Raw genomic sequence first — 16,046 nt, forward strand, 5'->3', positions numbered from 1 at the left:
GAATACCGGCCTGTCACGCCGGGGGTCGCGGGTTCGAGTCCCGTCCACTCCGCCAAGCTTTGCAAAGCCCTGATGTCTGTGCATCAGGGCTTTTTGCATTGGGCTTCAGCCTGCTGTCTCTTCAGCCGGCGTGCGGCGGCCGAACATCGCCCAGCTTTCGATCAGCATCACCACGTCGTCTCGCTGGTTCAAGGCTTCCCAACGTGTCTGCACCAGGCCCACATGGGCGCGGCTCTTCATCGGGCGCGACGCCAGCACGGTCATGCGGGCACGCAGATGGTCACCCACCATCACAGGCTTCAGCCACTTGAGCGAGTCCAGGCCCGGCGATCCCAGGCTCGACGAATCCAGCAGAAAGCCATCGCACATCAGCCGCATCACGATGCCGGCCGTGTGCCAGCCGCTGGCCGCCAGCCCACCAAAGAGCGAGGCCTTGCCGGCTTCCTCGTCGAGGTGGAAGGGCTGTGGGTCGAAATCGCGCGCAAACGCGATCACCTCGTCGCGAGTGACCTCTTTCGGGCCGAACGTCATGGTGAGGCCTTCTGTGAAGTCCTCCCAGTGCCACCGGGGCACGGGCTTGCTCATGGTGTCTCCTTGTCGAAGCTGAGGGGGCGGGGGGACGAGGGCGAGCCCGCTGGAGGCACGCTCTGATTGGAAAGAAAGGTGCCGGCCAGGATCACGACCGTGCCGAGGACCATGCTGAGGCTGATGGACTCACCCAGAAACAGGGCGCCCCACAGCATGCCGAAGATGGGGATGAGGAAGGTGACGGAGATGGCGCGGCTGGCGCCGATGCGCACGATGAGCCGGTTGAACAGGTCGTAGGCGAAGCCGGTGCACAGCACGGCGAGGCCCAGCAAGGCTCCCCACACTGTGGGGCTCAGCGACGACCATGTGGAAGCGGGCGCGCCGGGCAGCCCTGCCCACCAGGCAGGCCAGCACAAGGCCAGGCCCGACATCGCCAGCGTGGACGTCGTTACCGTGAGCGATGGAACGCCATGCAGCCGCCGCTGCACCATGTACACCGACAGGGCGTAGCACAGCGTCGCCAGCATCACGAGGACCACCGCCAGCAGCGAGGCCTCGCCGCTTTGCAGTCGCTCTGCCGACAGCAGCATCACGCCAGCGAAGCCGGCGGCCAGGCCGACCAGTCGGCGCGTGCCCATGGGCTCCCGCGTCCACACCCAGCCGACGAGGGCGCCCCACAGCGGGGTCGTGGCGTTCAGGATGGACATCAGGCCAGCGGGCAGCGAACGCGCCGCCTGGCTGAGGCACAGAAACGGAATGAGGGTGGAGAACAGGGCCACGCCGAGCAGGGTGGTGCGGTGCGCACGGACCTTGCCGAAGTCATGGAGGCCACCCCGCCACATCAACAGCGGCAGCAGCACCAGCGCCCCGCCGAGGGTGCGCACGGCGGCCACCATGATGGGGCCGACAACGGGCGAGGCCTGCCGCAGAAACAGGAACGAGGCGCCCCACAGCGCGGCGAGCAGAAGAAGGGCCAGATGGTCACGAAGGTGCATGCGGTGGGATCCTAGCGTGAAGCAGCCGCGCGCACGGCGTTTGCTGGCTAGGCCATCCGGACAGATTCGGATACCTCGATTCGCGGGGAACCGAGGTCCATGGCGACGGCGCCCTACCGGGTGGTCACAGGGCAGTCCCTAAAATGGGCCCCAGTTCAGTTCACCATCATTCATCTCAGCAAAGGACCACCATGCAAGTTGCGGCTTCCATCTTCAAGGCCTATGACATTCGGGGCATCGTCGGGCAGACCTTGAGCGAGGCGGTGGCCGAGCACCTGGGCCGCGCCTTTGGCACCGAGGCCCTGAAGCTGGGCGAGAAGGCGGTGGCCGTGGGCCGCGACGGCCGCCTTTCGGGCCCGTCGCTGAGCGCGGCGCTGATCAAGGGCCTGCGCGCCACCGGCATCAATGTGATCGACCTGGGGGCCGTGACCACGCCGATGCTGTACTACGTGGCGGCCACGCGCGGTGCCGAGGGCTGCCACAGCGGCATCCAGGTCACCGGCAGCCACAACCCCAAGGATTACAACGGCTTCAAGATGGTGCTGGCCGGCCGCGCCATCTACGGCGACGACATCCAGAACCTCCGCCTGCGCATCGAGCGCGAGGAGTACGCCGAGGGACAGGGCAGCCTCACGGCGCTCGACATCCTGCCGGAGTACACCCAGCGCATCGTGGGCGATTGCAAGCTGAGCCGCCCGCTGAAGATCGTGGTCGATTCGGGCAACGGCATCCCGGGCGCTTCGGCTCCCGGCATCCTGCGCGCGCTGGGCTGCGAGGTGACCGAGCTGTACTCCGAGGTCGATGGTGACTTCCCCAACCACCACCCGGACCCTTCCAAGCCCGAGAACCTGCAGGACCTGATTGCCGCCGTGAAAGCGCAGGGCGCCGACCTCGGCCTGGCCTTCGACGGTGACGGCGACCGGCTGGGCCTCATCACGCGCGACGGCCAGAACATCTTCCCGGACCGCCAGATCATGCTGTTTGCCCGCGATGTGCTGTCTCGCGTGCCGGGCGGCAAGATCATCTATGACGTGAAGTGCAGCCAGCAGTTGGCCGTCGCGATCCGCGCGGCGGGTGGCGAGCCCGTGATGTACAAGACGGGCCACTCGCTGGTGAAGGCCAAGCTGAAGGAAACCGGGGCGCCGTTCGCGGGCGAGATGTCCGGCCACATCTTCTTTGCCGAGCGCTGGTATGGCTTTGACGACGCCACCTACACCGCCGGCCGCCTGCTCGAGATCCTGAGCAAGGAAGCCGACCCGAGCGCTGTGCTGAACGCGCTGCCCACCAGCCACAGCACGCCCGAGCTGAACGTGCCGTGCGCCGAGGGCGAGCACCACGCTGTGGTTGAGAAGTTGCGTGAGACGGCAAAGTTCGAAGGCGCCCGCGAGGTGACGACGATCGACGGCCTGCGCGCGGATTACGACGACGGATTTGGTCTGGTCCGGGCCTCCAACACCACGCCGGTGCTGGTGCTGCGTTTCGAGGGCCAGACGCCCGAGGCGCTGGAGCGCATCCGCAAGGTGTTCATGGACGCCATCCTCGCTGTCAAGCCGGACGCGCACGTCGGCGCTGCGGCGCACTGAGCGGCCTGGGCTACGATTTCGGGTTTGCTGTCCCGAAAGCGTTGCCCTTGTCCGACCGAATCTTGAGCGCCTGGCTGGTCCGCCAGGCCTACACCCTGCTGTTGCGTCTTGGCACGCCCGCCTACCTGTGGCGGGTGTGGTTGCGCGGCCGGGACGAGCCCGACTACCGCGCGGACTGGCCACGCCGGCTCGGTCTGTACGACGCGGCCTACCGCGCGCAGGTGGCGTCCGGCGCTTCGTCGTCGGGGCCGGTGTTGTGGTTGCATGCCGTGTCGCTGGGCGAGGCGAGGGCGGCCACGCCGCTGGTTCAGGCGCTGCGCGCCGCGCGGCCCGACATGCGGCTGCTGCTGACCCACACCACCGCCACGGGCCGTGAGGCCGGGCGAGCGCTGCTTCGGCCGGGTGACCTGCAGACCTGGTTGCCCTACGACACCCCGGGCGCGGTGCGCCGCTTTCTGGCATTGCACCGTCCGGCGGTGGGCGTGCTGATGGAAACCGAGGTGTGGCCCAACGTGCAGCATGAGGCGGCCAGGGCGGGGTTGCCCATGGTGCTGGCCAACGCCCGATTGAGCGAGAAAAGCCTGCGACAGGGGCGGCGGTTTGCGGCGCTCTTGCAGCCTGCTGCGCAAGCGCTGCGTCTGTGCCTCGCGCAGACCCAGGATGACGCTGCCCGGCTGCGTGCCATGGGGGCGCCCGCCGTGCAGGTGTCAGGCAACCTCAAGTTCGACCTGGCACCCGACCCGGCGCTGCTCGAGCGTGGCAAGGCGTGGCGGGCGGTCGACCGGCGCCCCGTGGTGCTGGCGGCCAGCACGCGCGAAGGCGAGGAGGGTGGTCTGCTGGATGCGTGGCGTCAGGCCATGTCGGCGAGCCTGGTCGACAGCGCCACGGTGCGGCCCCGGCTGTTCATCGTGCCGCGCCATCCGCAGCGTTTCGACGAGGTGGCGCAGGCGGTGACGGCGGCTGGCTTCACGCTCTCGCGCCGCAGTGCCTGGCCCGCATCCGGCCCGCACGCCGAAGCGCAGGCCGCAGATGTGTGGCTGGGCGATTCAATGGGCGAGATGCCGGCGTACTACGCCGCGGCCGACGTTGCCCTGCTGGGTGGCAGCTTTGCGCCGCTGGGTGGGCAAAATCTGATTGAGGCCGCCGCGTGTGGCTGCCCGGTGGTGATGGGCCCGTCCACCTTCAATTTTGCGCAGGCTGCCGAGTTGAGCGAGGCGGCCGGCGCCGCATGGCGCGTGCAGGACTGGCCGGCTGGCGTGGCGCAGGCCGTGGCGTTGACCGAACCGAAGGCGCGAGGCGAGGCGAGCGCGCGGGCGCTCGCGTTTGCCGCTGCACACCGTGGTGCGGCCCGTCAGATGGCCGAGGCGATCTGGCAGGTGGCCCGCGGATGACGCCGCGTCAGGCCTGCAGATCCTGCCACTCGGGGTGGCGCCGCATGTAGGCCACCACATAACTGCACAGGGGCTGCACCTTGTGGCCTTCCGCACGTGCCCATCCCAGCGCGTGCGACACCAGTGCCGCCGCAATGCCGCGGCCTTCCAGTGCACGCGGCACCCCGGTGTGGGTCATGCGGACGACGCCGTTCTGCAGGACGTAGTCCGCCTCGCAGCGCAGGCCGTCCACGGTGGTCTCGAAGCGGCCGATCTCAGGGCGGTGGACGATGTCGAGGGGTTTCGTGTCGCTCATGCTTGCTCCTTGTGTTTCAGACCCAGCCCAGACCGCCCAGCACGGCGCCCAACGCCACCAGCCAGATCAGCGGCACGCGGGTGCGCCAGACGGCCAGCGCCACGCCCGCGCTGAGGGCCAGCGCGCGGGGCGCATCGGGCGCAGGGGCCAGCAACCAGCCTGTGGCAAGCAGCAGGCCCACCGTGACGGGCACCATGGCGGCCTGAAAGGCCTGCACGCCCAACCACTGCCGACGTCGCGCCACCCAACGTGAGGCGGCGAGGGCCAGCGTGGTCGACGGGATCATGATCCCCAGCAGGCTGATGACCGCGCCGCCCAGCCCGGCGCCGTACCAGCCCATCAGGGCCACGAAGAGCACGTTGGGCCCGGGCGCGGCCTGGGCCAGCGCGATGGCGGCCGTGAAGTCGGTGTCGCTCATCAGGCCGCCATCGGTGACCAGACGCCGGTGCATGTCGGGCACCAGGGTGATGGCCCCGCCGATGGACATCAGCGAGAGCGCGAGAAAGTGCCCGAAGAGGGTCAACCAGGTGTCGGGGGCCCACATCAGGGGATGCATGGCGGGGTGACTGGCTGCTGTGGTCGGGGCAGACGCCGCAACGGCCTGGACGGCGGTCAGCGTGGCGCTCATGCGCGGGCCTCCGCGGGCCGGGCGCGCCGTCGCAGCATCACATAGGTGACCGCCCACGCACCGCCTCCCAGGCCCAGCAGGACCCACAGCAGCGGCAGGCGCAGCACGGTCATCAACAGGAAGGCGGTGAGAGCCAGAAGGGCCCCTGTGGTCGCGCCCAGCACATGCCCTTTCAGGGACACTGCCAGCCGCAGCACGGTGCCGACGATCTGGCCCGCTGCCACGGCGGCGATGCCGTGCAGTGCGCCGCGGACGACGCCTTGTGCGGGGCCGGTGGCGGCCGCCTCCCCCAGCACCCAGGCCAGGGCCAGCATCAAAACCAGCGGCGCGCAGACCATGCCACCCAGCGCCGCCAGGGCCCCGCGCCAGCCGAAGAAGCGGTCGCCCACCATCAGCGACAGGTTGCAGACGTTCGGACCGGGCAGCACCTGCGCACTGGCCAGCAACTGCACGAACTCGTCCGCGGTGAGCCAGCTGCGCCGTTCACACAGCTCGCGCTGTGCCACGGCGATGACGCCTCCGAAGCCTTGCAGGGCCAGCAGCGTGAAGGCCAGAAACAGCTCGCCGAGGGAGGCGGGCCGGCGCTCGGCGGTCTCAGGCATACACGGCGACGACCTGGTAGCCCAGCGCGGCCAGTTGTCCGCATGGGGTCCACAGCGTGGTGCGCTCGTTCACGTAGCCCTCGCCGGTGACGAGGGCGTCCTTGTCCATGCGCCAGAAGCCGGTCGTCTCACTCAGGACCACCGGCCGCAATTCGAGCGCCCACGACACCGACGACGCAGGGGCAAAACCGTTCAGGCGCTGCAGCGCGGGCGTGGGGCCGGCGTCGGCCATGAGGACGGCCTGGAGTTCGGCATCGACGTCACCCGGCTGCTTGACGCGCACGTGGGTGCGGCTGTGCCAATTCTCGGCGCCGGTGAAGGGCAGGCCGCCTTCGGCGACGCGGAACTCGAGGTGCTGCGTGAAGTTGGGCGTCAGGCCCGGAATGAAGGGCAGCTTCAAGGCGGCGTCCGGGTCCTTGGCGACGTCGGGCCGAGCGGGATTCAGGGCTGGCAGGGCGCTGTCGCGGCCGGTGCCGAACACGCCCAGCAGCACGCCGGCCACCTGTTCTTCGCCGCTGCCATCGGCCTGCAGCAGTCGGGCCTGAACCTGGCGCACGTTCTTGCCCTGGCGCAGCAGGTGCACCTCGATGTCGACCGGGCCGGGCACCACCGGTCCGACAAAGCTGGTCTGCAGGGCGCGCAGCGGCCAGTCGGCGCCGCACACATCCCGCATGGCCTGCACGGCCAGCAGCGACAGCAGGCCGCCGAAAGTGGTGCGGCCCTGGCCCCAGTCGTCGCCAACGTGGAAGCGGACCCGGGCCTCCGCCGGCGCGCGGGCGGCCAGCATCTCAGGCAGGGACTGCAGGGTGGGGGCGGAGACAGTGTCGTTCATGGCAGAGGGGCGAGGACAGCTTGGATCGCCCCATTATGGTTGGAATCGAACGATCGTGCTTTTCTGGGGCGACTCAGGCCGGCTGGCGTTCCTGGAGCCAGGCGGCCAGCGCGGGCGCGGGCAGAGGCCGGCTGTAGAGGTAGCCCTGGACCAGATCGCAGCCACGGCTGGCCAGGTAGGCCTCCTGATCCGGCATCTCGACGCCCTCGGCCACGACGGCCAGCTTCAGGCCGCGGGCCATGGCAATCATGGTAGCGACCAGTTGGCCGTCGTTGTCGTTGCCTGGCAGGTCCTGCACGAAGCTGCGGTCGATCTTGAGCTGATGCACCGGAAAGCGCTTGAGGTAGGCCAGCGACGAGTAGCCGGTGCCGAAGTCGTCGATGGTGAGCGTCACGCCCAGGCTGTGCAGCATGTGCAGGAACTGCTCGGCGCTGCCGCCCGTTTCCATCAGGCCGCTTTCCGTGATCTCGAGCTCGAGCCGGTCGGGCGGCAGGCCGGTTTCATTGAGGATGCGTGACACGCGTTCGACCACGCCGCCGCGCCGGATCTCGGAAGGCGACAGGTTGACCGACATGCGTCCGAAGTCGAGCCCGGCGTCCAGCCAGGCCCGGCCCTGGCGGCAGGCTTCGGCCAGCACCCATTCGCTGAGCGCGACGATCATGCCGGTGTCTTCCATCACTGGAATGAACTGGTGCGGGCTGACCGGTGCCATGAACTCGCCACTCCCCGACGGCGGCCGCAGCCGCACCAGGGCCTCGACGGCGGTGACGCGCCGGTCGCTCAGGCGCATCTGTGGCTGGTAGTGCAGCAGGAAGTCGCCTTGCTCCATGGCGCGGCGCAGACGGGTCTCGAGCAGCAGGCGCGAAGTGGCGTCGCTGGTGAAGGACTCGGTGTAGAAGCTGAAGCTGTTGCGTCCGCGGCGCTTGGACTCGTACATCGCCGCATCGGCATTGCGGATCAACTCGGCCGCGTCCTGGCCGTCGTCGGGGAAGAGGCTGATGCCGATCGAGGCACGCACGTAGACCTGCTCGCCGCCGTCCAGGGTGAAGGGCTGTTGCAGCGTGTCAAGGATGGCCGAGGCCACGTGGGCCGCCTGCTGCGGGTGTCGCAGGTGTTCCAGCACGAGGATGAACTCGTCGCCGCCCAATCGGCCCAGGGTGTCTTCCTGGCGCACACGGGCCTGGAGGCGGCTGGCGACCTGGCGCAGCAGGCTGTCGCCCGCGGCGTGGCCGAGGCCGTCGTTCACGGTCTTGAAGTTGTCGAGGTCGATGAAGACGACGCCCACCAGCGTGTGGTGGCGTTGGGCCAGGCTCAGGGCGTGGGCCAGCCGCTGGTGGATCATGCCGCGGTTGGGCAACTCGGTGAGCGTGTCGAAGTGCGCCATGCGGGCCAGGCGCTCTTCGGTCTGCTTCAGCTGCGTGATGTCGGTGAACACGCCGACGAAGTGCGTGGGCCGCCCGGCCTTGTTGCGCACCGCGCTGACCGACAGCTTGGTCATGAACAGTTCGCCGTTCTGGCGCTGGAACCACATCTCACCCTGCCAGCTGCCCTCCTGGATCAGGCCCTCACGGATGTCGTCCAGCGTGACGGTGGGGTCGTCCGGCAGCAGGAAATCCGGCATGCGGCCGATCACTTCGGCCTCGGTCCAGCCGGTCAGCGCGGTGAAGGCGGGGTTGACCGAGACCACCACGCGGTCCTGCGACAGCACCATCATCCCGTCCTGCGTGCTCTCCAGTGCCGCGGCGTGCAGGCGGATGCGCTCCTCGGCATGGTGGCGCAACGCCTCGCGGTGCAGGTTGGTCAGGGCGAACGACAGGTCTTTCGCGAGGTCGTCGAACAGGGTGAGGAGGTCTTCGGCCTGGTCGTTCACGCGCCGCCCCAGCAGCACGAGGTGGCCGATCAGCACCTCGTCGCGTCGCAGCGGGACGGTGACGCAGCCCGGCATCCCCGATGCGATCGCCGCATCAGCCCACGCCGGGCGGCGAGTCAGGCGGCCCAGGTCGCTGCTGCAGTACGTCCGGCCGTTGCGCAGGGCGGCGTCCAGCGGGGTGTCGGCGGCCGGGTCGGCGGGCAGGATGAAGTCGAGCAGCGGGCGATCGGGACCGTCCTCGCCGGCCACTGCTTCGCAGCGCAGATCCAGCGTGCCCTCGCCCTCGTGCATCACCACCCAGGCCTTCTTGAATTGCCCGTGCTCGATGGCAACCCGGCACACCCGGGCCAGCAGCGAGCGCTCGTCGGACGAGCGCACCACGGACTGGTTCACGTGGCTGAGGAAGTCGTACAGCCGGGTCTTGTGGCGCAGGCGTTTTTCGGTCTGACGGTGGGCGGTGATGTCCCAGATCATCCAGACGACTTCTTCCGTGTCGGCCACGGGGGCGCAACGGCTGTCGAAATGCCGGGCCTCTTCGTGAAGGCGCACCGAGAAATTGAGCGACTGCGTGCGGCGGCTGCTCAGGGCCTGTGCGATGACGTCCATGAAGCGCCCGCGCATGTCGGTGGGGAAGAGGATGGACAACGGTTTGCCCAGAATCGTCTCGGGCGGCCGCCCCAGCAGGGGCAGGTTGCTGCCGTAGACGTCGAGGAAGGTGCCGTCGGCGTCCATGCGGAAGGCGAGGTCGGGCAGCACCTCCGCAAACGCGCGCAACTGGGCGTCCCGGGCGTGGAGCTTGTCGGCCGTGGCCGCGCGCTGCCGGTCTGCGCGGCGCATCAGGCTGATCAGCAGCAGCGTGACCAGGCCCACCAGCGCGATGTTGAGGTGGTCGAACTGCTGCTGTGCCGTGGTCTGGGCGCGCAGCGTGTCGTCCCAGCGGCTGGTGGCCTGGCGCACGGCGGTGTCAACCCGGTCCAGCGTGTGGCGCAGCGCGGCCGCGTCCACCGTGGGCGGCACGCGGGTGCGGTCCTCGACGGCGTTGCGCGTGATCTCCAGTTCGGCCACCAGAGCGGCCATCGCGGGCCGCAGCTCCGCCGGGGAGTCTTCGTGCAGCGCCCGGGCCTGGCGCAGCGCGATGGCAATGGCCTCGCGCGGATCCTCGTTGTGCAGGGTGGGCAGACCCAGCACCCGCTGCTCGGCCTCCAGCACGCTCGAGCGCGCCTGGTACTGCACCGTCGACAGGAGCGTGTCAACGCGGTGGGTGCGCTCCTGCAATCGCCCCCAGCTTTCGTGCGACCAGGCGATCAGGCCCATGCTGATGGCCGCCAGCGCGGAAACCGCCAGCGCGAGCGGGCCGAAACGCACCAAGGCGGGAGCCTGGGGCGTATCCGGCCGGCGGGCGGCGGTGGGCGACAGAGGGGAAGGCGGGGCCATGCTCACGGGGCGCTCGGTAAGGGAAGACGTCGGCGGCGGGCACAAAACGAGACAGCTTAGGTTAAAACCATGGCCATCGGTGAGGATGACCCGCCTGACGGGCGTCAACTCCCTCATCGTGACGAATCCCGCGCGTGGCATATGCCACACCCGGGGGTGTGCCTGATTTCAGTTTTTGCACCTTCATGGCCGATCACGTTTCCCGACACCCTTTCCGAGCCGAGCGGCTTGCCGTTCGTGGGCAGCAACTGCAGGTCCTGCACTGGGGGGATCCGGCCGAGGCCACCGACGCGGCGCCCCTGACGGTGATGGTGCACGGCTGGATGGACGTGGCGGCGTCGTATCAATTCCTGGTCGATGCGTTGCGCGCGCAGCCTGGCTGGGGCACCCGCCCCTTGCTGGCGCTCGACTGGCGCGGTTTCGGGGGAAGCTATCTGGCCAGCGGCCCGGCGCCCGATGGGGACTACGCCTACGTTGATTACCTCGCCGACCTGGATGCCCTGCTGGACCGCGTTTCGCCGGGGCGTCCGGGCAACCTCATCGGGCACAGCATGGGCGGCAACGTCGTGATGCTGTATGCCGGCGCACGGCCCGGCCGCATCCGCCGGCTGGTGAACCTGGAAGGCGTGGGCCTGCCGGTGACCGCGCCCGAAGAAGCGCCGCGCCGGCTGGCAGCCTGGCTGGATGGCCTGAAAGCGCCGGTCGCCCTGAAGGACTACGACAGCGTGGCCGCCGTGGCCGCCCGCTTGCGGCAGAACAACCCGCGTCTGACGTCCGAGCGGGCGCAGTGGCTGGCCGGACACTGGGCGCACGAGGCAGGCGGGCGCTGGCACATCAATGCCGACCCGGCGCACAAGCGACCCGGCCCGCACCTCTACCGCCTGGAGGAGGTGCTCGCCACATGGCGTGCGATCACGGCGCCGACCCTGGTGGTCGAGGGTGCGGAGACCGCCGTCTACCAGTTCTTCAACGGACGCCACACCCGCGACGACTTTCTGCAGCGGGTGGCCGTGCTGAAGAACGCCACGCACCGGGTGTTGCCGGATGCCGGCCACATGCTGCACCACGACCAGCCCGAGCAACTGGCCGCCTGGCTGGCCGAGTTTCTGGGGTGAGGGGCGCGCGTCGCAATCCCGCCGTACCGTGAGAAAATGAAAAGTCCGACCGCATGCCGGGCGTCGAATCCGACGCTGTCTGCCGGCGGCCCCTCATGCCCCCGGGCCGGCCCCGTGCCTGGCCCCGCACCGAAGATTGCAAGACCATGGACATCGAACACATCAACGCCCTGGGCACCCAGATCGCCGACCTGACTCAGCGCACCGCTGAGCTTCGGAGGTATCTTTGACTGGGATGAAAAGTCCCGCCGCCTCGCTGAAGTGAACGCCGAGCTGGAGGATCCTTCCGTCTGGAACGACCCCAAGCGCGCCCAGGCCCTCGGCAAGGAAAAGAAGTCCCTGGAAGACGTCGTCGTCGTCATCAACAACCTGACGGGCAATCTGGCCGACAACGCCGAACTCTTCGAGATGTCAAAGGAAGAGGGCGACAACGACGGCCTGCAGGCCATCCACGATGACGTGCAGAACCTGCTGAAGGACGTGGAAGGGCTGGAGTTCCGCCGGATGTTCAGCAACCCGGCCGACCCGAGCAACTGCTTCATCGACATCCAGGCGGGCGCCGGTGGCACCGAGGCCTGCGACTGGGCCTCGATGCTGCTGCGCCAGTACCTGCGCTATTGCGAGCGCAAGGGCTTCACGGCCACAGTCGAAGACCTCACCGACGGCGACACCGCCGGCATCAAGAGCGCAACGATCAAGGTCGAGGGCGAGTACGCCTTCGGCTACCTGCGCACCGAAACCGGCGTGCACCGCCTGGTGCGCAAGTCGCCGTTCGACTCGTCGGGCGGCCGTCACACCTCGTTCGCGTCGGTCTTCGTCTACCCGGAAATCGACGATTCGATCGAAATCGACATCAACCCGGCCGATGTGCGCACCGACACCTACCGTGCCTCGGGCGCGGGCGGTCAGCACATCAACAAGACCGACTCGGCCGTGCGCCTGACCCACATGCCGACCGGCATCGTCGTGCAGTGCCAGGACAGCCGTTCGCAGCACAGCAACCGTGATGTGGCCTGGCGTCGCCTGCGTTCGCGCCTGTACGACCACGAAATGCGCAAGCGCATGGAAGCGCAGCAGAAGCTGGAAGACACCAAGACCGACGTGGGCTGGGGCCACCAGATCCGTTCGTACGTGCTGGACAACAGCCGGATCAAGGACCTGCGCACCAACGTCGAAATCTCCGCCACCCAGAAGGTGCTGGACGGTGACCTGGACGCCTTCATCGAGGCCAGCCTGAAGCAGGGCGTCTGACCCGCCCGTGCCGCCGCCCGCCACCGCCCGACCTGACACCAAGGACCCCCATGCGTGAAGGCACCGCCTTGCTGATCCGCCGCGAAGACTACGCGGCGCCGGCTTTCTGGATCCGCACCGTCGACCTGACGTTCGACCTGGATCCGGCCAAGACCCTGGTCATCAACAAGATGACCGTCGAGCCGAACGCCGAGCAGCCGGGCGCGCCGCTGCGCCTGGACGGCGAAGACATCAACCTGCTGCGCGTGCTGGTGGACGGCGAGCCCGTGTCCTTCCGCACCGAAGGCGGCCAGCTGGTGCTGGAGAACCTGCCGCAGCAGCCGTTCAACCTCGAGATCCGCACCACCTGCGCGCCCGAGAAGAACACCCAGCTGTCTGGGCTGTACACCAGCAGCGGCGGCTTCTTCACGCAGTGCGAGGCCCTCGGCTTCCGCCGCATCACCTACTTCCTCGACCGCCCGGATGTGATGGCGACCTACAAGGTCACCCTCAAGGCCGACAAGCTGAAGTACCCGGTCCTGCTGTCCAACGGCAACCTGGTGGAAGAGGGCGTGCTGGAAGGTGGCAAGCACTTTGCCGTTTGGGTGGACCCGCATCCGAAGCCCTGCTACCTCTTTGCGCTGGTGGCGGCCGACCTGGTGCGCCGCGAGCAGCGCATCCGCACGCGTGCTGGCAAGGACCACCTGCTGCAGATCTACGTGCGCGCCGGTGACCTCGACAAGACCGAGCACGCGATGAACTCGCTGATTGCGTCCATCGCCTGGGACGAGGCCCAGTTCGGTCTCAGCCTGGATCTCGAGCGCTTCATGATCGTCGCCGTCAGCGACTTCAACATGGGCGCGATGGAGAACAAGGGCCTGAACATCTTCAACACGAAGTTCGTGCTGGCCAACCCCGCCACCGCCACCGACATCGACTTCGGCAACGTGGAAAGCGTGGTCGCCCACGAGTACTTCCACAACTGGACGGGCAACCGCGTCACCTGCCGTGACTGGTTCCAGCTGTCGCTGAAGGAAGGCCTCACGGTGTTCCGCGACCAGCAGTTCAGCCAGGACATGGCCGGCAGCCGCAGTGCGCGGGCCGTCAAGCGCATTGAGGACGTGCGCACGCTGCGCCAGCTGCAGTTCCCCGAAGACGCGGGCCCGATGGCCCACCCGGTGCGCCCCGACAGCTACGTGGCCATCGACAACTTCTATACGGCGACCGTGTACGAAAAGGGCTCCGAGGTGGTGCGCATGATGCACACCCTGGTGGGCGACGAGGGCTTCCGCAAGGGCATGGCGCTGTACTTCGAGCGCCACGATGGCCAGGCCGTCACGTGCGATGACTTCGCGCAGGCCATTGCCGATGCCAACCCGGGCAGCGAGCTGGCCAACCGCCTGGAGCCCTTCAAGCGCTGGTACGCCCAGGCCGGCACGCCGCGCGTCACGGCCCGCGGCAGCTACGACGCCGACAACCGCATTTACACCCTGACCCTGAGCCAGCGCAGTGCCCCGACGCCGGGCCAGTCCGAGAAGGCGCCCTACGTGATCCCCGTGGCCATGGGTCTGGTGGGCCGCGATGGCCGCCAGATCAACCTGCAGCTCGAGGGCCATCTGAACACGCTGGGCCACGACACCGTGCTGGTGCTGTCCGAGCCCGAGCAGACCTTCACCTTCGTGCACGTGCCGGTCGAGCCCGTGCCCTCGCTGCTGCGCGGCTTCTCGGCGCCGGTGGTGCTGGAGGCCGAGCACAGCGACGATGCGCTGTTCACGCTGCTCAGCCACGACCACGACCCGTTCAACCGCTGGGAGGCCGGCCAGCAGCTGGCGCTCAACCGCATCCTCGCGGCGGTGCGCGGCGACGGCCACATCGAGCTGGACGCGCGCTACCTGCACGCCATGCGTGAGGTGCTGCGCCACCCCGAGTTGGATGCCGCCTTCAAGGAGCTGGTGCTGACCCTGCCGAGCGAAGCCTATGTGGCCGAACAGCTCGACGTGGTCGACCCGCAGCGCATTCACACCGTGCGCGAAAGCCTCAAGCGCCAGCTGGCCCATGCCCTGCATGAAGACTGGGTCTGGGCCTGGGAGCAATTCCACGACAACGGCGCCTACTCGCCAGACGCCCGCAGTTCCGGCCGCCGCGCGCTCGCCAATCTGGCGCTCGCCATGCTGGTGCTGGATGGCAGCTTGCGCCAGAACCCCATCTGGCCCGGCAAGGCGCTGCAGCGCTTCAAGGACGCCACCAACATGACCGACCGGCTGGGTGCACTGCAGGCCCTGGTTCACGCCCACGCGGAACTGGCCGGCCCGGCGCTCGAGCGCTTCCACGCCCAGTTCAAGGGTGAGGCACTCGTCATCGACAAGTGGTTCACCCTGCAGGCCACCGCACCCGAGCATGACGGCAAGGTCTTTGCCCGCGCCCGGGCGCTGATGCAGCACCCGGACTTCACGCTGCGCACGCCCAACCGCGCCCGCAGTCTGCTGATGGCGCTGTGCCAGAGCAACCCCGCGGCCTTCCACCGCACCGATGCGGCCGGCTACGTCTTCTGGGCCGACCGCGTCATCGAGATCGACGGCATCAACCCGCAGCTGGCGGCCCGCCTCGCCCGCGCGCTCGATCACTGGCGCCGCCTGGCCGAGCCCTACCGCACGGCGGCCCGCGAGGCCATCAGCCGTGTGGCGGCCCGCCCCGAGCTGTCCGACGACGTGCGCGAAATCGTCACGCGCGCGTTGCAGGATTGAGCCTCTCCCTGTTTCCAACCCCCATCCACCCATCCCATGACCAAACGCATCAGCCTCACGCAGTACCTGATCGAACAGCAGCGCGGTGAAGCCCAGATTCCCGCGCAGCTGCGCCTGCTCATCGAAGTGGTGGCGCGCGCCTGCAAGCGCATCGCCATCAGCGTCAACAAGGGCGCACTCGGTGAGGTGCTCGGCACCGCCGGCAGCGAGAACGTGCAGGGCGAAGTCCAGAAGAAGCTGGACATCATTGCCAACGAAGTGCTGATCGAGGCCAACGAATGGGGCGGCCACCTGGCCGGCATGGCGTCCGAAGAAATGGACGACATGCACGCGGTGCCCAACCGCTATCCGCAGGGCGAATACCTGCTGCTGTTCGATCCGCTGGACGGCTCGAGCAACATCGACGTCAACGTGTCGATCGGCACCATCTTCTCGGTGCTCAAGCACCAGGGTGGCGACGTCACCAACGACAGCTTCCTGCAGGCCGGCACCGAGCAGGTGTGCGCCGGCTACTGCGTGTACGGTCCGCAGACCACGCTGGTGCTGACGGTGGGCCAGGGCGTCGTGATGTTCACGCTCGACCGCGAGCAGGGCTCGTGGGTGATGACGACCGAGAGCGTCCAGATCCCGGAGGACACCAAGGAGTTCGCCATCAACATGTCGAACATGCGCCACTGGGATGCCCCGGTGAAGCGCTACATCGACGAGTGCCTGGAGGGCAAGGAAGGCGTGCGCGGCAAGGACTTCAACATGCGCTGGATCGCCTCGATGGTGGCCGACGTGCACCGCATCCTGACCC

13 protein-coding genes are annotated in these 16,046 nt (G+C 68.4%); 6 read left to right on the top strand and 7 right to left on the bottom strand.

From position 1 onward, the window contains the following. Positions 1-105: 105 nt before the first annotated feature. Both Q0Z44_RS16430 and Q0Z44_RS16435 read right to left on the bottom strand, forming a co-directional pair. Positions 106-585 (bottom strand): MaoC family dehydratase, encoded by a 480-nt coding sequence (locus tag Q0Z44_RS16430; RefSeq protein WP_298014755.1) that lies wholly within the window; start codon positions 583-585, stop codon positions 106-108. After that, positions 582-1,523: a DMT family transporter gene (locus tag Q0Z44_RS16435; RefSeq protein WP_298014758.1), complete on the bottom strand. Its 942-nt coding sequence runs from the start codon at positions 1,521-1,523 to the stop codon at positions 582-584. The genes Q0Z44_RS16430 and Q0Z44_RS16435 overlap by 4 nt, the downstream gene beginning before the upstream one ends. A gap of 191 nt (positions 1,524-1,714) precedes the next feature. On the opposite strand from Q0Z44_RS16435, the gene Q0Z44_RS16440 reads away from it, so the two are divergent. Both Q0Z44_RS16440 and Q0Z44_RS16445 read left to right on the top strand, forming a co-directional pair. Continuing rightward, positions 1,715-3,106 (top strand): phosphomannomutase/phosphoglucomutase, encoded by a 1,392-nt coding sequence (locus Q0Z44_RS16440; protein ID WP_298014761.1) that lies wholly within the window; start codon positions 1,715-1,717, stop codon positions 3,104-3,106. A gap of 47 nt (positions 3,107-3,153) precedes the next feature. Continuing rightward, complete coding sequence (locus tag Q0Z44_RS16445) at positions 3,154-4,497, top strand: 3-deoxy-D-manno-octulosonic acid transferase (protein WP_298014764.1); 1,344 nt, start codon at positions 3,154-3,156, stop codon at positions 4,495-4,497. Positions 4,498-4,504: 7 nt separating this feature from the next. Here Q0Z44_RS16445 and Q0Z44_RS16450 read toward each other — a convergent pair whose 3' ends face one another. The 5 genes from Q0Z44_RS16450 to Q0Z44_RS16470 all read right to left on the bottom strand — a co-directional run bounded on the left by Q0Z44_RS16450 (position 4,505) and on the right by Q0Z44_RS16470 (position 10,158). Further along, a complete protein-coding gene (locus Q0Z44_RS16450; protein ID WP_298014766.1) occupies positions 4,505-4,792 on the bottom strand; it encodes a GNAT family N-acetyltransferase in 288 nt (95 codons plus the stop codon). A gap of 16 nt (positions 4,793-4,808) precedes the next feature. Beyond that, on the bottom strand, positions 4,809-5,348 hold the full coding sequence (locus tag Q0Z44_RS16455; RefSeq protein ID WP_298014788.1) for a chromate transporter: 540 nt from the start codon (positions 5,346-5,348) through the stop codon (positions 4,809-4,811). 68 nt (positions 5,349-5,416) lie between these two features. Further along, positions 5,417-6,022, bottom strand: coding sequence for a chromate transporter (locus tag Q0Z44_RS16460; protein ID WP_298014769.1), 606 nt, complete (start codon positions 6,020-6,022; stop codon positions 5,417-5,419). Beyond that, positions 6,015-6,854 carry a thioesterase family protein gene (locus tag Q0Z44_RS16465; RefSeq protein ID WP_298014772.1) on the bottom strand — a complete coding sequence of 280 codons (840 nt, stop codon included), beginning with the start codon at positions 6,852-6,854 and terminating at the stop codon, positions 6,015-6,017. The genes Q0Z44_RS16460 and Q0Z44_RS16465 overlap by 8 nt, the downstream gene beginning before the upstream one ends. Positions 6,855-6,927: 73 nt before the next feature. Beyond that, a complete protein-coding gene (locus Q0Z44_RS16470; RefSeq protein WP_298014775.1) occupies positions 6,928-10,158 on the bottom strand; it encodes an EAL domain-containing protein in 3,231 nt (1,076 codons plus the stop codon). 185 nt (positions 10,159-10,343) lie between these two features. Here Q0Z44_RS16470 and Q0Z44_RS16475 point away from each other — a divergent pair, with 185 nt between their 5' ends. From Q0Z44_RS16475 to Q0Z44_RS16490, 4 genes are all read left to right on the top strand, one after another. Continuing rightward, on the top strand, positions 10,344-11,273 hold the full coding sequence (locus tag Q0Z44_RS16475) for an alpha/beta hydrolase (RefSeq protein WP_298014778.1): 930 nt from the start codon (positions 10,344-10,346) through the stop codon (positions 11,271-11,273). 146 nt (positions 11,274-11,419) lie between these two features. After that, positions 11,420-12,524, top strand: a protein-coding gene (gene prfB / locus Q0Z44_RS16480) for a peptide chain release factor 2 (RefSeq protein WP_109037073.1) whose coding sequence is annotated in 2 segments (ribosomal slippage) — positions 11,420-11,500 and positions 11,502-12,524 — 1,104 coding nt in all. Because the reading frame shifts where the segments join, the coding sequence is not laid out codon by codon here. 50 nt (positions 12,525-12,574) lie between these two features. Continuing rightward, positions 12,575-15,247, top strand: coding sequence for an aminopeptidase N (pepN, locus tag Q0Z44_RS16485; RefSeq protein WP_298014783.1), 2,673 nt, complete (start codon positions 12,575-12,577; stop codon positions 15,245-15,247). A 36-nt stretch (positions 15,248-15,283) separates the two neighbouring features. Then, positions 15,284-16,046: class 1 fructose-bisphosphatase (locus Q0Z44_RS16490; protein WP_298014786.1), on the top strand; the 763-nt coding region annotated here is incomplete at its 3' end.

Source organism: uncultured Aquabacterium sp. (assembly GCF_947366995.1).
Lineage (GTDB): Bacteria > Pseudomonadota > Gammaproteobacteria > Burkholderiales > Burkholderiaceae_C > Aquabacterium.

Coding starts and splice junctions, on each gene's coding strand:
- Q0Z44_RS16475 (WP_298014778.1), top strand. CDS start 10,344: ATGGCCGATCACGTTTCCCGACACCCTTTCCGAGCCGAGCGGCTTGCC.
- Q0Z44_RS16455 (WP_298014788.1), bottom strand. CDS start 5,348: ATGCATCCCCTGATGTGGGCCCCCGACACCTGGTTGACCCTCTTCGGG.
- Q0Z44_RS16430 (WP_298014755.1), bottom strand. CDS start 585: ATGAGCAAGCCCGTGCCCCGGTGGCACTGGGAGGACTTCACAGAAGGC.
- Q0Z44_RS16450 (WP_298014766.1), bottom strand. CDS start 4,792: ATGAGCGACACGAAACCCCTCGACATCGTCCACCGCCCTGAGATCGGC.
- Q0Z44_RS16465 (WP_298014772.1), bottom strand. CDS start 6,854: ATGAACGACACTGTCTCCGCCCCCACCCTGCAGTCCCTGCCTGAGATG.
- Q0Z44_RS16440 (WP_298014761.1), top strand. CDS start 1,715: ATGCAAGTTGCGGCTTCCATCTTCAAGGCCTATGACATTCGGGGCATC.
- Q0Z44_RS16470 (WP_298014775.1), bottom strand. CDS start 10,158: ATGGCCCCGCCTTCCCCTCTGTCGCCCACCGCCGCCCGCCGGCCGGAT.
- Q0Z44_RS16460 (WP_298014769.1), bottom strand. CDS start 6,022: ATGCCTGAGACCGCCGAGCGCCGGCCCGCCTCCCTCGGCGAGCTGTTT.
- pepN (WP_298014783.1), top strand. CDS start 12,575: ATGCGTGAAGGCACCGCCTTGCTGATCCGCCGCGAAGACTACGCGGCG.
- Q0Z44_RS16435 (WP_298014758.1), bottom strand. CDS start 1,523: ATGCACCTTCGTGACCATCTGGCCCTTCTTCTGCTCGCCGCGCTGTGG.